The sequence below is a fragment of the Sphingobium cupriresistens LL01 genome (assembly GCF_001046645.1).
GTDB classification, from domain to species: Bacteria; Pseudomonadota; Alphaproteobacteria; order Sphingomonadales; family Sphingomonadaceae; genus Sphingobium; species Sphingobium cupriresistens.
Genome location: NZ_KQ130437.1, coordinates 184,526 through 199,580, shown reverse-complemented (window position 1 = coordinate 199,580; position 15,055 = coordinate 184,526). Strand labels below are relative to the sequence as shown.

17 protein-coding genes and 1 pseudogene are annotated in these 15,055 nt (G+C 60.0%); 14 read left to right on the top strand and 4 right to left on the bottom strand.

The genetic code is table 11. From position 1 onward, the window contains the following. The first annotated feature begins 6 nt into the window (after nucleotides 1–6). The 7 genes and pseudogenes from V473_RS19770 to V473_RS23695 all read left to right on the top strand — a co-directional run. Nucleotides 7–1,185, top strand: a complete 1,179-nt coding sequence (locus V473_RS19770) for a glycosyltransferase (protein WP_216628560.1) — start codon at nucleotides 7–9, stop codon at nucleotides 1,183–1,185. A 56-nt stretch (nucleotides 1,186–1,241) separates the two neighbouring features. Further along, a complete protein-coding gene (locus tag V473_RS19765; RefSeq protein WP_066609033.1) occupies nucleotides 1,242–2,186 on the top strand; it encodes a hypothetical protein in 945 nt (314 codons plus the stop codon). 32 nt (nucleotides 2,187–2,218) lie between these two features. After that, nucleotides 2,219–2,707, top strand: coding sequence for a DUF2141 domain-containing protein (locus V473_RS19760; protein ID WP_066609032.1), 489 nt, complete (start codon nucleotides 2,219–2,221; stop codon nucleotides 2,705–2,707). Nucleotides 2,708–2,711: 4 nt separating this feature from the next. Continuing rightward, the gene (locus V473_RS19755; protein ID WP_066609031.1) at nucleotides 2,712–3,887 is read left to right on the top strand and encodes a glycosyltransferase; all 1,176 of its coding nucleotides are present in this window, start codon (nucleotides 2,712–2,714) and stop codon (nucleotides 3,885–3,887) included. Then, on the top strand, nucleotides 3,887–4,105 hold the full coding sequence (locus V473_RS24205; protein ID WP_066609030.1) for a hypothetical protein: 219 nt from the start codon (nucleotides 3,887–3,889) through the stop codon (nucleotides 4,103–4,105). The genes V473_RS19755 and V473_RS24205 overlap by 1 nt, the downstream gene beginning before the upstream one ends. Before the next feature lie 65 nt (nucleotides 4,106–4,170). Then, entirely contained in the window at nucleotides 4,171–4,446 is a 276-nt protein-coding gene (locus V473_RS19745) for a metal/formaldehyde-sensitive transcriptional repressor (RefSeq protein WP_066609029.1), read from the top strand. A gap of 10 nt (nucleotides 4,447–4,456) precedes the next feature. Beyond that, nucleotides 4,457–4,597, top strand: a pseudogene (locus V473_RS23695) (cation transporter); the annotation flags it as partial. Nucleotides 4,598–4,659: 62 nt separating this feature from the next. Here V473_RS23695 and V473_RS19740 read toward each other — a convergent pair. Continuing rightward, the gene (locus V473_RS19740; RefSeq protein WP_004213255.1) at nucleotides 4,660–5,220 is read right to left on the bottom strand and encodes a recombinase family protein; all 561 of its coding nucleotides are present in this window, start codon (nucleotides 5,218–5,220) and stop codon (nucleotides 4,660–4,662) included. A gap of 170 nt (nucleotides 5,221–5,390) precedes the next feature. After that, complete coding sequence (locus V473_RS19735; protein WP_014072603.1) at nucleotides 5,391–5,813, bottom strand: MerR family transcriptional regulator; 423 nt, start codon at nucleotides 5,811–5,813, stop codon at nucleotides 5,391–5,393. 76 nt (nucleotides 5,814–5,889) lie between these two features. Here V473_RS19735 and V473_RS19730 point away from each other — a divergent pair, with 76 nt between their 5' ends. The 4 genes from V473_RS19730 to V473_RS19715 all read left to right on the top strand — a co-directional run bounded on the left by V473_RS19730 (nucleotide 5,890) and on the right by V473_RS19715 (nucleotide 11,144). After that, nucleotides 5,890–6,285 carry a mercuric transporter MerT family protein gene (locus V473_RS19730; protein ID WP_014072602.1) on the top strand — a complete coding sequence of 132 codons (396 nt, stop codon included), beginning with the start codon at nucleotides 5,890–5,892 and terminating at the stop codon, nucleotides 6,283–6,285. Between the two features lie 12 nt (nucleotides 6,286–6,297). Further along, the gene (locus V473_RS23145; protein ID WP_004213249.1) at nucleotides 6,298–6,627 is read left to right on the top strand and encodes a heavy-metal-associated domain-containing protein; all 330 of its coding nucleotides are present in this window, start codon (nucleotides 6,298–6,300) and stop codon (nucleotides 6,625–6,627) included. A 79-nt stretch (nucleotides 6,628–6,706) separates the two neighbouring features. Continuing rightward, nucleotides 6,707–8,083 (top strand): mercury(II) reductase, encoded by a 1,377-nt coding sequence (gene merA / locus V473_RS19720; protein WP_021222959.1) that lies wholly within the window; start codon nucleotides 6,707–6,709, stop codon nucleotides 8,081–8,083. A 91-nt stretch (nucleotides 8,084–8,174) separates the two neighbouring features. After that, nucleotides 8,175–11,144, top strand: coding sequence for a Tn3 family transposase (locus tag V473_RS19715; protein ID WP_014072601.1), 2,970 nt, complete (start codon nucleotides 8,175–8,177; stop codon nucleotides 11,142–11,144). A gap of 107 nt (nucleotides 11,145–11,251) precedes the next feature. On the opposite strand, the gene V473_RS23140 is transcribed toward V473_RS19715, so the two are convergent. Beyond that, a protein-coding gene (locus V473_RS23140; protein WP_161633889.1) for an IS630 family transposase occupies nucleotides 11,252–12,197 on the bottom strand; the annotation gives its coding sequence in 2 pieces (ribosomal slippage) (nucleotides 11,252–11,857 and nucleotides 11,859–12,197; 945 coding nt in all). 118 nt (nucleotides 12,198–12,315) lie between these two features. On the opposite strand from V473_RS23140, the gene V473_RS19705 reads away from it, so the two are divergent. Continuing rightward, entirely contained in the window at nucleotides 12,316–13,338 is a 1,023-nt protein-coding gene (locus V473_RS19705; RefSeq protein ID WP_024018141.1) for an IS110 family RNA-guided transposase, read from the top strand. Nucleotides 13,339–13,795: 457 nt separating this feature from the next. Here V473_RS19705 and V473_RS19700 read toward each other — a convergent pair whose 3' ends face one another. Then, nucleotides 13,796–14,221 (bottom strand): Rrf2 family transcriptional regulator, encoded by a 426-nt coding sequence (locus tag V473_RS19700; RefSeq protein WP_024018143.1) that lies wholly within the window; start codon nucleotides 14,219–14,221, stop codon nucleotides 13,796–13,798. 115 nt (nucleotides 14,222–14,336) lie between these two features. On the opposite strand from V473_RS19700, the gene V473_RS19695 reads away from it, so the two are divergent. Beyond that, complete coding sequence (locus tag V473_RS19695; RefSeq protein WP_031308568.1) at nucleotides 14,337–14,786, top strand: group III truncated hemoglobin; 450 nt, start codon at nucleotides 14,337–14,339, stop codon at nucleotides 14,784–14,786. Next, nucleotides 14,779–15,054 carry a TehB family protein gene (locus V473_RS19690; protein ID WP_031308569.1) on the top strand — a complete coding sequence of 92 codons (276 nt, stop codon included), beginning with the start codon at nucleotides 14,779–14,781 and terminating at the stop codon, nucleotides 15,052–15,054. Before V473_RS19695 ends, V473_RS19690 begins: the two co-directional genes overlap by 8 nt. Nucleotide 15,055: the final 1 nt, after the last annotated feature.

The following is a 15,055-nucleotide window of genomic DNA, read 5'->3' as shown; positions in this document are numbered from 1 at the left end:
CCTCGCATGCAACAGCCTTTGCGCGTCATGACCTTTCTTCACAGTTTCGAGCCCGGCGGGGTTGAGAGGGTGGCGCTGCGCCTTACCCAGGCCTGGGGCGAACGTGCCATCGACAGCCAGCTCGTGCTCGGCAGGAGCGAGGGTGCCATGCGCTCGGAGTGGCCCGCGCTCTCCTACTCGTCGCTGGCCGTTCGCGGCCTCGCCACTGCGCGCTTCGAGACCCTCTGGATGATCCTGCGCTTACCCGGTGAAATCCGTCGGCAGCGCCCGGATATCTTGTTCTGCGCTGGTAACACCTACACTGTCGTAGCAGTAGCCATGAAGCTGCTGCTGGGCAACGACTGTCCGCCCATTGTCGCCAAGGTCAGCAACGATCTGACACGTCGCGATCTGGTTGGCCCTGCGCGCTGGGGATATCGGTGGTGGCTAAGGCTTCAGGGCCGCTTTATCGATCAATTTGTTGGTATGGCGTCGCCGATGTCCTCGGAGATTGCAAACGCGATGCAGCTGCCCGCGTCGGCGGTGGCGATCATCAACGATCCGGCAATCACGGTGGCGGATCTTTCGCAGACAGCGCGGACGCGAGCGCTGCGATATGGTGCACCCCAGGGGAGGCGCTACATTGCGGTCGGACGGCTGGTCGCGCAGAAAAACTTCGCACTTTTGATCCGGGCTTTCGCCGCCATGGCGGGACCGCAAGACTGCCTGACGATTTTGGGCGATGGCCCGGAGCGCGCGCCGCTTACGCGCTTGATAGCGCATTTGGGTATGACCGGGCAGGTGCATATGCCGGGCCATATAGGCCCTGTGATGGAACAGCTTAGGGAAAGCGATGTCTTTGTCCTGTCGTCAGATTATGAAGGCGTGCCGGCTGTGATCATCGAGGCACTAGCTGTCGGTCTCGTCATAGTCGCGACCGATTGCAGCGTCAGCATGGCCAGTTTGCTTGAAGACGGCGCATTGGGGGAATTGGTGCCTCGACGCAGCACCTGGTGTCTTGAACAGGCGATGCGTGCCGCTGCTGTGCGCATATCTGACGCGGGTCGTGCCAGGCGGCAGGCGAGCCGCTTTACCGTTGAGCACGCGGCAGATGCCTATGCCGCGCTTTTTGCGCGCACGGTCGCCGATGTGCGCAAAGCTCCAAATCCGAAGAATAATTCGCGCGTCGCCGATGCGATGTCCTGACGGCGGCGGCGTCCAAGAGACGATAAGAACGATGACGGATGTGAAGCGTGTATCGGATGAGCCAAACTATCGATTCTGACCTTGGTGCTTTGGACTGGAAGGAAATTATACCGGCACGGCCAGACCCAGTCATGCTCAAGGGCGGCGTCTCCCGTATCAGCCGTATGGCGGCACCCATCATCTCATTGGTCATCCTTGGCGTTGTTGTGGCGCAACTTGCTACGTTCGACCTTGCGAGCATCAGGACACTGATCCCTACGTCCGTGGGGTTTTGGCTCATCTTCGCCTGTTATTACGCTTCAGCGCCGTTTGCTGACTGGGTGATCTTCCGTCGCCTCTGGTCTATCCCGACCGCTGGGTTTTTCGCGCTTGTCCGCAAGCTGATCGGCAATGAACTGCTCCTCGGCTATGTCGGCGAACTATATTTCTACAGTTGGGCACGTAAGCGCTCGAAGATGGTCGGAGCGCCTTTCGGGGCGGTCAAGGATGTCGCTATCCTTTCGGCCGTCGTTGGTAATTGCGTGACGCTTGCAATGCTTGGCCTTGCCTATCCGCTCTTCGGGTCGCTCCATCTAGGGCTGGATAACAGGACGCTGGTCCTTTCGATCAGCGTGGTCCTGTCCACTTCTGCCGTGGCAATGCTGTACCGTAAAAAGCTGTTCAGCTTGCCGCGGCAGGATCTTTGGTTTGTCGTGCTGATCCACTTCGCACGGATCGTCGTTACGACGGGGCTTGCCGCCTGGATGTGGCACATCGCTCTCCCCAGCGTCTCGGTAAGCCTTTGGTTGCTGCTTTCGACGCTCAGGCTTCTCCTGTCGCGCTTGCCCTTCGTACCGAACAAGGACGTCGTCTTCGCGGGCATGGCGATATTTCTCGTCGGCCAGGATCATCAGGTCGTCGGGCTGATGGCGTTGATGGCCGGCATTATATTGGCGACCCATCTGTTAGTGGGCCTGGCGCTTACAGGTGCAGAGCTGGTCAGCTGGAGCCAGCCGAAGTGAGACGTTTTTTGTGGCTCGTCACGCTCTTGCCGATGACCGCGCACGCACAATTGCGCTCTAGCGCGGATCTGGGCATTGCGGAGGGCCGGTGTCGCGCTGGTGAACCGGGGCCGGCCTTTCTTGTAACGGCAGTCGGACTTAAGGACCGGCAGGGGCGGATGCGTCTGGAAGTCTACCCCCCGGATAACGATGACTTCCTGGAAGATGACAATGTGCTTCTCAATGAGGGCAAAACATTCCGTCGCGCGGATATGGTAGTCCCTCAAAAAGGGCCGGTGACGATATGCATCCGCATCCCAGCTCCGGGAACCTACACGCTATCGTTGCTGCATGATCGTGATAGCAACCGGAAATTCGGGCTGTCGATCGACGGGATTGGTTTCCCGAACAACCCGCGCTTGCGCTTTTCCAAACCTGCCGCCGCCGCCGTTCGCGTGACGGCCAGCGCAGGGATCACGCCGCTCACAATCCGCATGAACTATCGCCATGGCCTGTTGTCGTTCGGGCCTATCGGGAATTGATGCTATGAAGATCGTCGACGTCTGCGCCTTTTATTCACCCAAGGGCGGCGGGGTGCGCACTTACATCGATCGCAAGCTCGCAGAAGGTCCTAAGGCAGGACATGAGATCGTGGTGATCGCCCCCGGTCCCCGTTCATGCGTCGAGGAGCGGGGGCGCGGCGCGCGGATAGTGTGGTTGGCATCCCCCAAATTTCTCTTGGACGGCAATTATCACTATTTCGCCGATGCCAAGGTACTTCACGCCGAACTCGATCGCGAACAGCCTGATGTGGTCGAAGTGTCCTCGCCTTGGCGCAGTGCTTCGATGGTCGCGGCCTGGAAGGGAAAGGCGATACGTTCACTGGTGATGCATGCCGATCCACTCGCGGCCTACGCCTATCGATGGTTCGAGATGCTCGCAGATCGACCGACAATCGACCGTGGATTTGACTGGTTTTGGCGGCACTTGCGCCGACTCGATGCCAGCTTTGACAGTGTCATCAGCGCGAGCCAGAGCTTGTCGGCTCGGCTTAAGGGCGGCGGACTGCGCGGCGTTTCAACGATTGCGATGGGGGTCGAGCCCGGCATCTTCTCCCCCAACTTGCGTGACACTGCACTCCGGAGGCGCCTTCTGGAACTTTGTGGTCTCGATGTCACCGGTACCCTGTTGATCGGCGTAGGTAGGCACGGTCCCGAGAAGCGGTGGCCCATGGTCGTTGAAGCCGTCATGTCTGCGCAGTTCCAGGAGCCAGTCGGACTCATACTGATGGGCGATGGCCGGGAACGAACGAAGATCATCCGCCAGATAAGTGCTAACCCCCATATCCGACTTTTGGCCCCTATCACCGATCGACACGCACTTGCGGCGACGATGGCGAGCGCCGACGCGCTCATCCACGGGTGCGAGGCCGAAACTTTTTGCATGGTTGCAGCCGAAGCTGCCGCGTCAGGGTTGCCATTGATTGTCCCAAGCGATGGAGGCGCTTCCGATCAGGCAATTGTTCAGCGAGGCTGGCGCTATTCTTCGGGGTCTGCGGCGGGCGCCGCGAGTGCAATCCTGGATTGTGTTCGTTCGAGACAATTTGATGCGGCAGGCTCGGCCGCATTTCCTCATCGTGCTCCGCGCACGATGGCCGATCATTTCGATGATCTATTCGCACAATATGAAGCACTGCGCGCACCGCTTCGGATAGCGGCCTGATGAAAGTCTTGCACCGGAGCGCCAAGTTCGTCGATGCCGCCGAGTACGATGTCTTTGAGATGGGTGCTGACCACTTTGCGGCCATTCAATGTGTCTTCAATGAAACACCCCCTTCTTCTGAGCCCCGGATAATGCGTTCGCTCGGCAGCGTGGACGAATGCGGTTGCATGGCATTGATGGGCCGTTTCCTCATGTGGGCAAGCCGCAACGCGACTTAGATCGGCCTGAAACGCTTGCGAACAATGCTATCTATCCGATCCCCGATAGGATAGGGGGGTATGCTATGGGACATTTGACCAAAGGCAATGATGAACTCCTAAAGCGGATCCGCCGCATCGCGGGACAGGTCGCAGCGATCGAGAAAGCGCTAACCGCAGGAACCGACTGCACCACAACCCTGCATCTAGTCGCAGCGACGCGCGGCGCCATGAATGGCCTCATGGACGAGATCATCGAAGAGCATGTCCGGACTCATGTGGCGCATCCCGACCTCGCGGCCGATGATCGTGCCGCAGGGGCGGAAGAATTGATCGCGGTGATACGCCGCTACGCGAAATAGGGCCGAGATAATGACAACACTCCGCGACATAGACGATTTCGCGCACGCGCACGTGTATCTGGGAGCCTCTCACGATGAGAATGCGCGGCGAACCCTGTGGGTCGTGGGCCTGACGGCGATCATGATGGTCGGCGAGATATTTGCGGGATATGGCGTCACCTCAAGCTTTGTACGCTGAACAACGATTTTCCGGACATAATGTGAACATTGGTGTCAGGCAGCGGCGCGAAGGTACTGGTAGAGGGTTTCGCGGCTGATGCCCATGTCGCGCGCGATGGTCGCCTTGCGTTCACCGGCGGCAACGCGGCGGTGCAGATCGGCAATCATCTCATCCGAGAGCGACCGTTTCCGCCCCCGATAGGCGCCGCGCTGCCGAGCGATCGCAATGCCTTCGCGTTGCCGTTCGCGGATCAGGGCGCGCTCGAACTCAGCAAACGCACCCATGACCGAGAGCATCAGATTGGCCATCGGGGAGTCCTCCCCCGAGAAGGACAGGCTTTCCTTCTCAAACTCGATCCGGATACCTCGCTTGGTGAGGCCCTGGACCAGCTTGCGCAGGTCATCCAGATTGCGGGCCAACCGATCCATGCTGTGGACGACGACGGTATCGCCTTCGCGGGCGAAAGTGAGCAGAGCCTCAAGCTGGGGGCGGTTGACGTCCTTGCCCGATGCCTTGTCGGTGAAGGTCCGATCGAGCGACTGACCTTCCAATTGGCGATCCACATTCTGATCGAACGTGCTGACCCGGACATAGCCGATCCGTTGCCCCTTCACTGCGCACTCTCTCCATCAAAATGTCAGGTTGAAATCTATGATACGCAACGACATTCGTCAACAAATTCCGTTTAGTACCCTAATCTGACAGAAACCGCGGTAGCGCCCTGACGTCCGGTTAGGCTATACTCCAAGCTGACATCACAAAATCAAATCCCTCAAAGATGGCGTCAATTGCCTTGATGGGGTAAAAACTGGAGTGCTTCCAGGATGGGACATTCGGCAACGTCATCTCCAGTGCATCTGGCTAACGTGGTCGCCAGCGTCACCTCTATCTTCTGCAAATCTGCAATGCGGCGGCGGACATCTTCAAGGTGGAGTTCGGTTCTCGCCATAACCTCCGCGCAGGTTTGTGCACCGGTATCGGTGAGCGACAACAATGACCGTATCTCATCCATTGCATAGCCAAGGTCGCGCGCGCGCAGGATGAACTGCAACCTTTGCACCAGTTCCGGCGAATAGACGCGGTAGCCGTTGGAACTGCGAGGCGGCCCCGGCAGCAATCCCACCTTCTCGTAATAGCGGATGGTTTCGAGATTGCAGCCTGTTTTCCGGGCAAGCTGGGCACGCAAGATGCCGACCTGTTGCTCCATGAAAATACCTCTTGAGTCTGTAGTGGCTACAGAGCCTACACTGCGAATCACTCAGTTGGAACAAGGGATTCAAGCCATGGTCTCAACGCCGGAAGCGGGACAGCCAGCCCTCACCGAAAACCACGAGCCGAAGCAGGCAAACTGGGTTGCGGCGGGCGCATTGATCGGCGCGGGGCTCGCCTCGGCTTGCTGCGTCGTCCCGCTACTGTTGGTTATGCTCGGAATTTCCGGCGCGTGGATCGCCAACCTGACGGCGCTCGAACCTTACAAGCCCTATGTCGCAGGCGTAACGCTCGCGCTGCTCGGCTACGGCTTCTGGCATGTCTATTTCAAGCCGAAACCGCCCTGTGAAGACGGTTCCTACTGCGCTCGTCCACAATCGGCTTGGACCACCAAGGCGGTGCTGTGGCTGGGCCTTGCCGTCGCCATCCTGGCGCTCACCATCGACTGGTGGGCACCCTGGTTCTATTGAAAGGAAATACCCATGAAAAAGACAGTATGTATCGCTATGGCCGTGCTGGCTATGGCTGGCGGCGGGGTCGCCTATGCAGTTAGTGGCACGGCGCAAGATCGCCCCGCGGCTACCGCAACCGCTCAGAAGCAAACCACCTTTGCCATAGAGAACATGACCTGCGCCACCTGCCCGATCACCGTGAAGAAGGCGATGGAAGGCGTCGCCGGGGTAACGGCGGTCACGGTCGATTTCGCAGCCAAGACCGCGCGCGCAACCTATAACCCGCGCCGCACCAATGCTGCTGCGATTGCCGCTGCATCAACCAACGCGGGTTATCCGGCGCGCGCTATTCAAAACTGAGCGGGGCGCCGCCAGCGCCTCAAGAAAGCGATAAGCAATGAACGACTGTTGCAACCGCCCCGGGCAGGAAGGATTTGACGTGGCCGTCATCGGCGCGGGTTCTGCCGGGTTCTCCGCCGCGATCGCCGCTGCCGATCTGGGCGCGAAAGTGGCGCTCGTCGGTCACGGCACGATTGGCGGCACCTGTGTCAATGTTGGCTGCGTTCCTTCCAAGACGCTGATCCGCGCCGCCGAAGCGGTGCATGGTGGGCTTGCCGCCGCGCGCTTTCCCGGCCTTGGGGGCGCTGTCCAGATGGATGACTGGTCCGTATTGGCGGCGTCGAAGGACGATCTTGTCACGACGCTGCGCCAAAAAAAATATGTCGATCTGCTGCCCGCCTATGACGGTGTGAGCTATATCGAGGGCAAGGCACGCTTTGCCGATGGTGCGCTGATTGTCGGCGATGCGCCCATGAAGGTCGGCAAGGTCATATTGGCGATGGGTGCGCACGCCGCCGTGCCGCCGATTCCGGGGATGGACAGCGTGCCCTACCTAACCAGCACATCGGCGCTGGCGCTGGATCGCTTGCCCAAATCGCTGCTGGTGATCGGTGGCGGGGTGATCGGGGTAGAACTGGGACAGATGTTTTCGCGTCTGGGCGTTGATGTCACCATCTGCTGCCGAAGCCGCCTGCTCCCCGAAATGGACCCGGAAGTGAGTGCCGCGCTGAAAAACTATTTGGAAGCCGAGGGCGTGCGGGTTTGCGCAGGTGTCGGCTATCAGCGTATCGCCCAAACACAGAGCGGGGTCGAATTGACCTGCGAGGGGCATTGTGACACCGTCGCGGCGGAACAGGTGCTCATCGCCACCGGACGCCGACCCAATAGCGACGGGCTTGGGCTGGAGGAGCGCGGCATAGTGCTTGCCCGTAATGGTGGAATCGTCGTCGATGACCACCTCGAAACGTCGGTTCCAGGCATTTACGCGGCGGGCGATGTAACGGGACGGGACCAGTTCGTCTACATGGCCGCCTATGGCGCAAAACTGGCCGCGCGCAACGCGGTGACGGGCAACCAATACCGCTACGACAATTCCTCCATGCCATCCGTCGTCTTCACCGACCCGCAAGTCGCCAGCGCCGGCCTCACTGAAACGACAGCACGGGCGCAAGGCCTGGACATCAAGGTTTCGCTGCTCCCGCTCGATGCTGTGCCAAGGGCACTGGCAGCACGCGATACGCGGGGTCTCATCAAACTGATTGCCGACAAGGCGAACGACCGTTTGCTGGGCGGCCAGATCATGGCACCCGAAGGCGCGGATTCGATCCAGACACTGGTGCTGGCGATCAAACACGGCATGACCACCCTGGAATTGGGTGCAACGATATTTCCTTACCTGACCACTGTGGAAGGCCTCAAACTGGCGGCCCAAACGTTTGATAAGGATGTCGCCAAACTGTCTTGCTGCGCCGGGTGATTGCTCGGGGATCAACCGGCAACGAATGGCCTCCCTCCAGTGCAAGCCGCTTTGGTGTCAATTTTGTTATTCGCCTCAGCGGGAGAGCAAAATGGCACGACGCCGACTTCTGACCGGAGACGAGCGCCGGCGCCTGTTCGATCCTCCTGTCCAAGAAACCGCGATCATTGGGCATTATACCCTTTCTGCGGAAGATGTTGAATTGGTTGGGCGCCGCTATGGTCCAGCAAATCGCCTCGGTCTGGCTGCACAAATCGCTTTGATGCGACATCCCGGCTTTGGTCTGCAACCCGAGATCGGGCTTCCCGACGTCATTCTTCAGTACCTCGCGGCACAGTTATTCGTCGATCCTTCCTCCTTCTCTGCATATGGTCAGCGCGCGCAAACCCGTACCGATCATGCCGATCTCGTGGCGCGTTATCTTGGCATACGCCCGTTTCGACGCGGCGACCTGGCACTTGCCCTGAATCTTGCCGCGCAAGCCGCCGAGTATACAGACAGAGGTGAACCGATTGTTCGCGCCCTCATGGTTGGCCTGAAGGGTGAGCGGTTCATTCTTCCGTCAGGCGACACACTGGAACGCGCCGGTCTTGCTGGCCGGGCACGCGCACGCAAAGCTGCCGCAGCCGCAATCGTCGAAGGCCTCAGCTCTGCTGAACTGACACGGCTAGACGAACTCGTAATCAACAACCCGGATTTCGGCATGACACCGCTGGCGTGGTTGCGTAATTTCGAAGAAGCCCCGACTGCGGCCAATATCAATGGCTTGCTTGAGCGCCTGCGCTATGTTCGCGGCATAGGTATCCACCCGGTAGTTGGGGGCGCCATTCCGGAATTCCGCTTTGCCCAATTTGTCCGCGAGGGCGGCGTGGCACCGGCATTCCTGCTTTCGGATTACAGCGTCAATCGCAGGCGGGCGACGTTGACGGCCGCAGTGATCGACCTTGAGGCCAGACTTGCCGATGCCGCGATCCAAATGTTTGACCGACTTATCGGCGGCATGTTCACGCGCGCGCGGCGTGGGCGCGAGCGTCGCTACCAAGATAGTATTCAGTCGGTGGGGCAACTCATGCGGCTGTTTGGCGCCACGATTACAGCACTTGATGAGGCTGTCCAGAATGGCGGCGATCCGCTCGAATTGATTGACGAAGCGGTGGGCTGGCACCGGCTTGTTGCGGCAAAGGCCCAAGTAGATGCCCTTGCTGATCTTGCCGGCGAGGACGCACTGGTAACGGCAACCGAGCGTTACGCCACGCTACGGCGTTTCAGCCCGGCATTTCTGGACGCCTTCACCTTCAAGGCGTCTGGAACAGGGACGGCACTGATCAAAGCCATCGATGTCATTCGCGATGCGAACACACGAAAGTCGCGCGACCTTCCCGATGGCGTTCCACTGCCATTCCCCAATCGGCAGTGGAAGCGTCTCATCACCGAAAGCGGCCGTATCGACCGCCGACGTTATGAAATTGCGATCATGGCAACCTTGCGTGATCGTTTGCGCGCCGGTGATGTATGGATCGAGGGAACCCGCAACTATCAGCGCTTCGATGCCTATTTGCTGGGTCGGCGCGACGCCGCCAAAGTGGCGGATGTGCTTCCGTTCGATTCAAATGCTGCATCCTACCTCGCTGACCGGGCACGAAATCTTGACTGGCGGCTGCGCCGATTTGCCAAGCAGTTGAAAACAAACAAGCTTGAGGGAGTGTCGCTCGAACGAGACCGGCTCAAGCTTCAGCAAATGCCGCCTGTCACCCCACCGGAAGCTGAAGCCCTCGATCGCAAGCTCGATACCCTGCTTCCCCGCGTGCGCATCACCGAGCTGCTGCTTGAAGTCGCCGAACGCACTGGTTTTTTGAACGCATTCCGTGACCTGCGCTCAGGCAAGGAGCACGACAACCCCAGCACGGTACTCGCCGCAATTCTGGCTGATGGCACCAACCTCGGGCTGGAGCGGATGGCCAATGCCAGCGAAGGCGTCAGCTATGCCCAACTCGCATGGACCCACAACTGGTATCTTTCACCCGAGAACTATCAGGCCGCGCTGGCCATGATCATCTCAGCCCATCACGAATTACCCTTCGCGCGGCATTGGGGCGCTGGCACCAGTTCGTCGTCCGATGGCCAGTTCTTCCGGTCGGGGCGGAGCCGTTCAGGGGCGGCGGACGTCAATGCCAAATATGGCGCCGAACCTGGCGTGAAAATCTATTCTCACCTTTCCGATCACTTCGCATCATTCGGATCACGGATCATGTCCGCGACGGCAGGTGAAGCGCCTTACGTGCTCGACGGGCTTGTCCTGGGCGCCGGCAACCTTCCGTTGCATGAGCACTATACCGATACCGGCGGCGCCACCGATCATGTTTTCGCACTCTGCCACCTACTCGGGTTCCGCTTCGCGCCACGGCTGCGCGATATTGGCGACCGCAAGCTGGGTTCGATCGCTGCGCCATCGACATACAAGGGCATCGAAAATCTGATGGGCCGCACCATCAAAACGGCAGCGATCGAGGCCGATTGGGATGACATCGTCAGGATTGTCGCCTCAATCAAGGATGGCACGGTGGCGCCGTCAGTAATCTTGCGAAAACTTGCCGCCTACAAACGCCAGAACAGGCTGGATTTTGCATTGGCTGAACTGGGCCGTATCGAGCGCACTTTGTTCACGCTCGATTGGCTTGAACAACCGGAACTGCGACGTGCCTGTCAGGCCGGTCTCAACAAAGGCGAGGCGAGGCACACGCTTGCCGCCGCCATCTATACCAACCGGCAGGGTCGGTTCACCGATCGCTCGCTGGAAAATCAGGAATTTCGCGCATCTGGGCTGAACCTGCTGATTGCGGCGATTTCCTACTGGAACACGGTCTATCTCGACCGGGCCGCCCAGCACCTCAACGCTGTCGGCACGACGTTCGATGCGGCACTGCTTGCGCACCTTTCTCCGATGGGCTGGGCGCACATCAGTCTGACCGGCGATTACCTCTGGGAGCAGGCCAGGCGACTTCCAGCAGGTGAATTCCACCCACTCAACGAGCCAATGGCGCGGTTGAAGCGTGTAGCGTAGCCCATGTTCCGCTTATGTCCGAGAAATCGTTGTCTGGCGAACAAACCTTGAGGTGACGCCATATACCGGACAGGCTGTCCGGTGGAGAGAGCTAGAGTCTGTCCTGCTCATATTGAAGCATATCCGGAGTTTCGCAGGTAGCTTGCGCATTCGGCTGGAGGGAATGCGTCGAGGAGGGATCCGATCCGACGCCATGTGGCTTCGACCGATCGCTCAGCGGCCTTGCGGAGCAGGAGCTTGAGCTTCGCGAAGACCTGCTCGATCGGGTTCAGGTCCGGGCTGTAGGCTGGCAGGAAGAACAGCTTGGCCCCAGCGGAGCGGAGCGCCTTGCGGACTGCAGCGCCTTTGTGGCTGCCCAGATTGTCCATGATGACGATGTCGCCAGGCTTAAGTGTCGGCACCAGGAACTGCTCGACCCAAGCGGTAAAGATCTCCCCGTTTATCGGCCCATCGAGAACGCAGGGTGCATCGATCCGGTCATGCCGAAGCGCCGCGATGAAGGTGAGGGTGCGCCATTTGCCGAAGGGCGCCCGCGCCACCAGCTTCTGGCCGCGCCGGCACCAGCCCCGGATCGGCGTCATGTTCGTCTTGGCCCAAGTCTCGTCGATGAAAACGAGTCGTTTGGCTTCAAGCAGGTGCTGATACTTCTTCCACTGCTCGCGCCGTCGGGCGATCGACGGCCTCAACTGCTCGTCGGCGAATAGCGTTTTTTTTTAAGCTGAAACCGGCCGAGTGCAGCAGCGCCCAAACCGTGTTGTGACTGATCGTGCGGTATCCCCGCTCGCGCAGCTCGATCGCCAATGCCCGTACCGTCAGGTCCGGCTGCTCGGCCAGTCGGCCCAAAAGCCATGACTGCTCGGATGCTAGCAGCCGACCTGGTCGGCCAATCCTCGGCCGCGATGCCGCGGTGCCCGTCCCGCGCCAACGCTGAGACCATCTCACCGCGCTCGACACGCTTACCCGAAAGACACCAGCCGCCTCACGAACCGTTCGGCCTGACGCGACGAACTTCGCCACACGCTCCCGCAAGTCGTTTGAATAAGGTCTGGCCATTCCTGCTAGCCTCCACTCCAGCAGGAAGCTTGATGAGGTGGACGGCCCCTGACCCAGCGGCATCGATTCGTGCCAGGATGATGCTGTCAGCGACCATCAACGGGAAGGAGCCGTCCGGATGCAGATTACCACGATTGGCCTCGACATCGCCAAGAACGTTTTTCAGCTTCATGGCGTCGATGATGCAGGGCAGCCGGTGTTGCGTCGGAAAGTTCGACGGGATCAGTTGCTGGCGGTTCTCGGCGGCTTTGAGCCGTGCCTGATCGGCATCGAAGCCTGCGCGACAGCGCATTACTGGGCGCGGCAGCTCCAATGCCTGGGCCATGAGGTGAAGCTGATGCCGCCTGCCTACGTGAAGGCTTATGTGAAGCGGAACAAAAATGATGCAGCCGATGCCGAAGCGATCTGCGAGGCGGTGAGGCGACCGACGATGCGCTTTGTGGCGATCAAGTCGGCCGACGCGCAGAGCGTGCTGATGTTGCATCGCGCCCGTCACCTGCTGGTCCGGCAGCGGACCGCGCAGGTTAGTGCGCTGCGCGCGCATCTGGCCGAATATGGGATTGTGGCACCCAGAGGCCGCGCCCATGTCCGCGAGCTCGTCGGCGTTCTCAACGCGGGCGAAGCAGCGATCCCGGAACTGGCGCGGCAGACATTGCTGCTGATCGCCGGCATGATTGATGGCTTGAGCCAACAGATCCGTCAGATCGAGATCGAGTTGATGGCTTGGCATCGCGCCAATGCCGCGTGCAAGCGTTTGGAGACGATCCCCGGCATCGGGTTTATCACCGCCACCGCGCTCGTTGCGACCGTCGGCGACGCCGCTATCTTCCGTTCCGGTCGCCAGTTTGCCGCCTGGCTGGGGTTGGTACCCAAGCAACATTCCTCCGGCGGGAAGGAGCGAATGGGCGCGATATCGAAGATGGGGGATCGCTATCTGCGCCATTTGCTAGTCGTCGGCGCAACCGCCGTTGTCCGCTACACCCGGCGCAAGCAGACGACCGTCAGCATCTGGGCGAACCAGCTGCTCGAGCGCAAGCCCGCAAGGCTGGTGACCGTCGCGGTCGCCAACAAGATGGCCCGGATCGCCTGGGCCGTGATGGCGCGCGATGAAAATTACCGCGCCGGTCCGGTAACCGCCTGACCTGGCGCCAACCACTTTGGGCAGGAGAGAACGACACGCGTGATGCCGATCCGGGGCTTGCCGGGGATGGAAACAACCTGAGTGATTCAACGCGCATCACAGCGCGCCAGCTTGATGAGGATCCCATCCACCGACACCATCATGGCCAGCGGCCTTTCACGCCGCGCAAACAGGCCGGACACATGAATGAACCTGACCCGGCTCAGATCAACGCGTCAATTTCCCCCTTGCCCAACAGGGGCCGTCCACACATGAATCACATCTTACCCCGCTTGGGAATCCCGCAACCGATTCAAATCAGCCAGGACAGACTCTAGGCGCTGCGCACCTGGGTAACGGCGTCGGCCGGGTTTCGTTTCAGCTTGACCGAAGTATTGAAACTCCAAAACGGTGATCGGCGAGCCATCTTCTCCCTCACAACGATAGCGCGCGCATTCCTCCTCCATCGGCAGAGCCTCTATGCCGCTTCGGGTGCAAAGAGACTGAGCATATCGACCCGCCTCGCCAACAGGTCGTCGAGCGTGTAGCTGTCGAGCACGGCCATGAATGCGGCAAGCGCCTCGCGAAGAACGCCCGTCGCTCCGCACGCCGGCGCGATGATGCAGCTTCCGCAATCGACCAGATCGAACCCATCCTCCGTGTGCCGCACGACCGATCCGATGATAATCTCACCCGGCGGTCGCGCGAGGCGAATTCCGCCAAGACGCCCCCGAGCGCTCGCCACAAAGCCCGCTTTTCCGAGGTCGTGAACCACCTTCATCAAATGGTTTTGCGAGATCGCATAGGCACCCGCCATCTCGGAAATCGAGCATAGCCGATCAGGCCGCGCTCCAAGGTAAAGCAGCACCCTAAGGGCATAGTCGGTGTAGCGCGTCAGCTTCATGTCGCTTCCCGGTCACAGCGCCCAATCGACGCTGCACTAATATATATGCATTCTTGTTGCATGTTTCCAACCCGGTGATACATGTAGCGTAGATACATGATTTCGGAGTCGGTCAATGGATGACGATACGCAGGTTGACGAGGAAGGGCTAAGCCGTCTCGTGACGCTGTTCTATGCGCGGGTCCGCGAGGATGCCGAGCTGGGGCCGATCTTCAACGACGCGATCGCCGATTGGCCGGAACATCTCGAAAAGCTGGCGGCATTCTGGTCATCGGTGATGCTCACCAGTGGTCGATACAAGGGTCAACCGGTGCCGGCTCATTTGAAGCACAAATCACGAATTACGCCGGCGCTATTCGACCGATGGCTAACGCTTTGGGCTGAGGCGACCAACGAAATGATGTCGCCCGAAGCCGCCGCCGCTTTGCAAGCGAAAGCGAAGCGGATCGCCGAAAGCCTGCAGCTCGCCGTGTTTTTTCGGCTCGATCGGCAACGCGCGGAAGGCTCGGCAATCAATTCCGATACGCTGGATTGCCCAAGGCGGAGAGTGCAAAGCCATGCCTGACATCCTTCCCTATCGTTCCACACCGGTGTTTGATCAGGATACACTACCGGCTGCCTTGCGGGCGCGACACGATACCAAGGCCGGTGTCTGGGGCCTGATCCGCGTTTTGGAAGGCGAGCTTAAGCTCACCTATCTCGATCCGCCTTCGGAGATCGTGCTGACACCGAACCAGCCAGGATTGGTTCTGCCGCAGCAGCCGCATTTCGTGACGCCGATGGGGTCAATGAAGATGCAGGTCGATTTCTACGATCAGCCGCCCGCGCGCTGAC

Coding starts and splice junctions, on each gene's coding strand:
- V473_RS24205 (WP_066609030.1), top strand. CDS start 3,887: ATGAAAGTCTTGCACCGGAGCGCCAAGTTCGTCGATGCCGCCGAGTAC.
- V473_RS19705 (WP_024018141.1), top strand. CDS start 12,316: ATGCAGATTACCACGATTGGCCTCGACATCGCCAAGAACGTTTTTCAG.
- V473_RS19690 (WP_031308569.1), top strand. CDS start 14,779: ATGCCTGACATCCTTCCCTATCGTTCCACACCGGTGTTTGATCAGGAT.
- V473_RS19745 (WP_066609029.1), top strand. CDS start 4,171: ATGGGACATTTGACCAAAGGCAATGATGAACTCCTAAAGCGGATCCGC.
- V473_RS19770 (WP_216628560.1), top strand. CDS start 7: ATGCAACAGCCTTTGCGCGTCATGACCTTTCTTCACAGTTTCGAGCCC.
- V473_RS19700 (WP_024018143.1), bottom strand. CDS start 14,221: ATGAAGCTGACGCGCTACACCGACTATGCCCTTAGGGTGCTGCTTTAC.
- V473_RS19695 (WP_031308568.1), top strand. CDS start 14,337: ATGGATGACGATACGCAGGTTGACGAGGAAGGGCTAAGCCGTCTCGTG.
- V473_RS19755 (WP_066609031.1), top strand. CDS start 2,712: ATGAAGATCGTCGACGTCTGCGCCTTTTATTCACCCAAGGGCGGCGGG.
- V473_RS19735 (WP_014072603.1), bottom strand. CDS start 5,813: ATGGAGCAACAGGTCGGCATCTTGCGTGCCCAGCTTGCCCGGAAAACA.
- V473_RS23145 (WP_004213249.1), top strand. CDS start 6,298: ATGAAAAAGACAGTATGTATCGCTATGGCCGTGCTGGCTATGGCTGGC.
- V473_RS19715 (WP_014072601.1), top strand. CDS start 8,175: ATGGCACGACGCCGACTTCTGACCGGAGACGAGCGCCGGCGCCTGTTC.
- V473_RS19730 (WP_014072602.1), top strand. CDS start 5,890: ATGGTCTCAACGCCGGAAGCGGGACAGCCAGCCCTCACCGAAAACCAC.
- V473_RS19765 (WP_066609033.1), top strand. CDS start 1,242: ATGAGCCAAACTATCGATTCTGACCTTGGTGCTTTGGACTGGAAGGAA.
- V473_RS19760 (WP_066609032.1), top strand. CDS start 2,219: ATGACCGCGCACGCACAATTGCGCTCTAGCGCGGATCTGGGCATTGCG.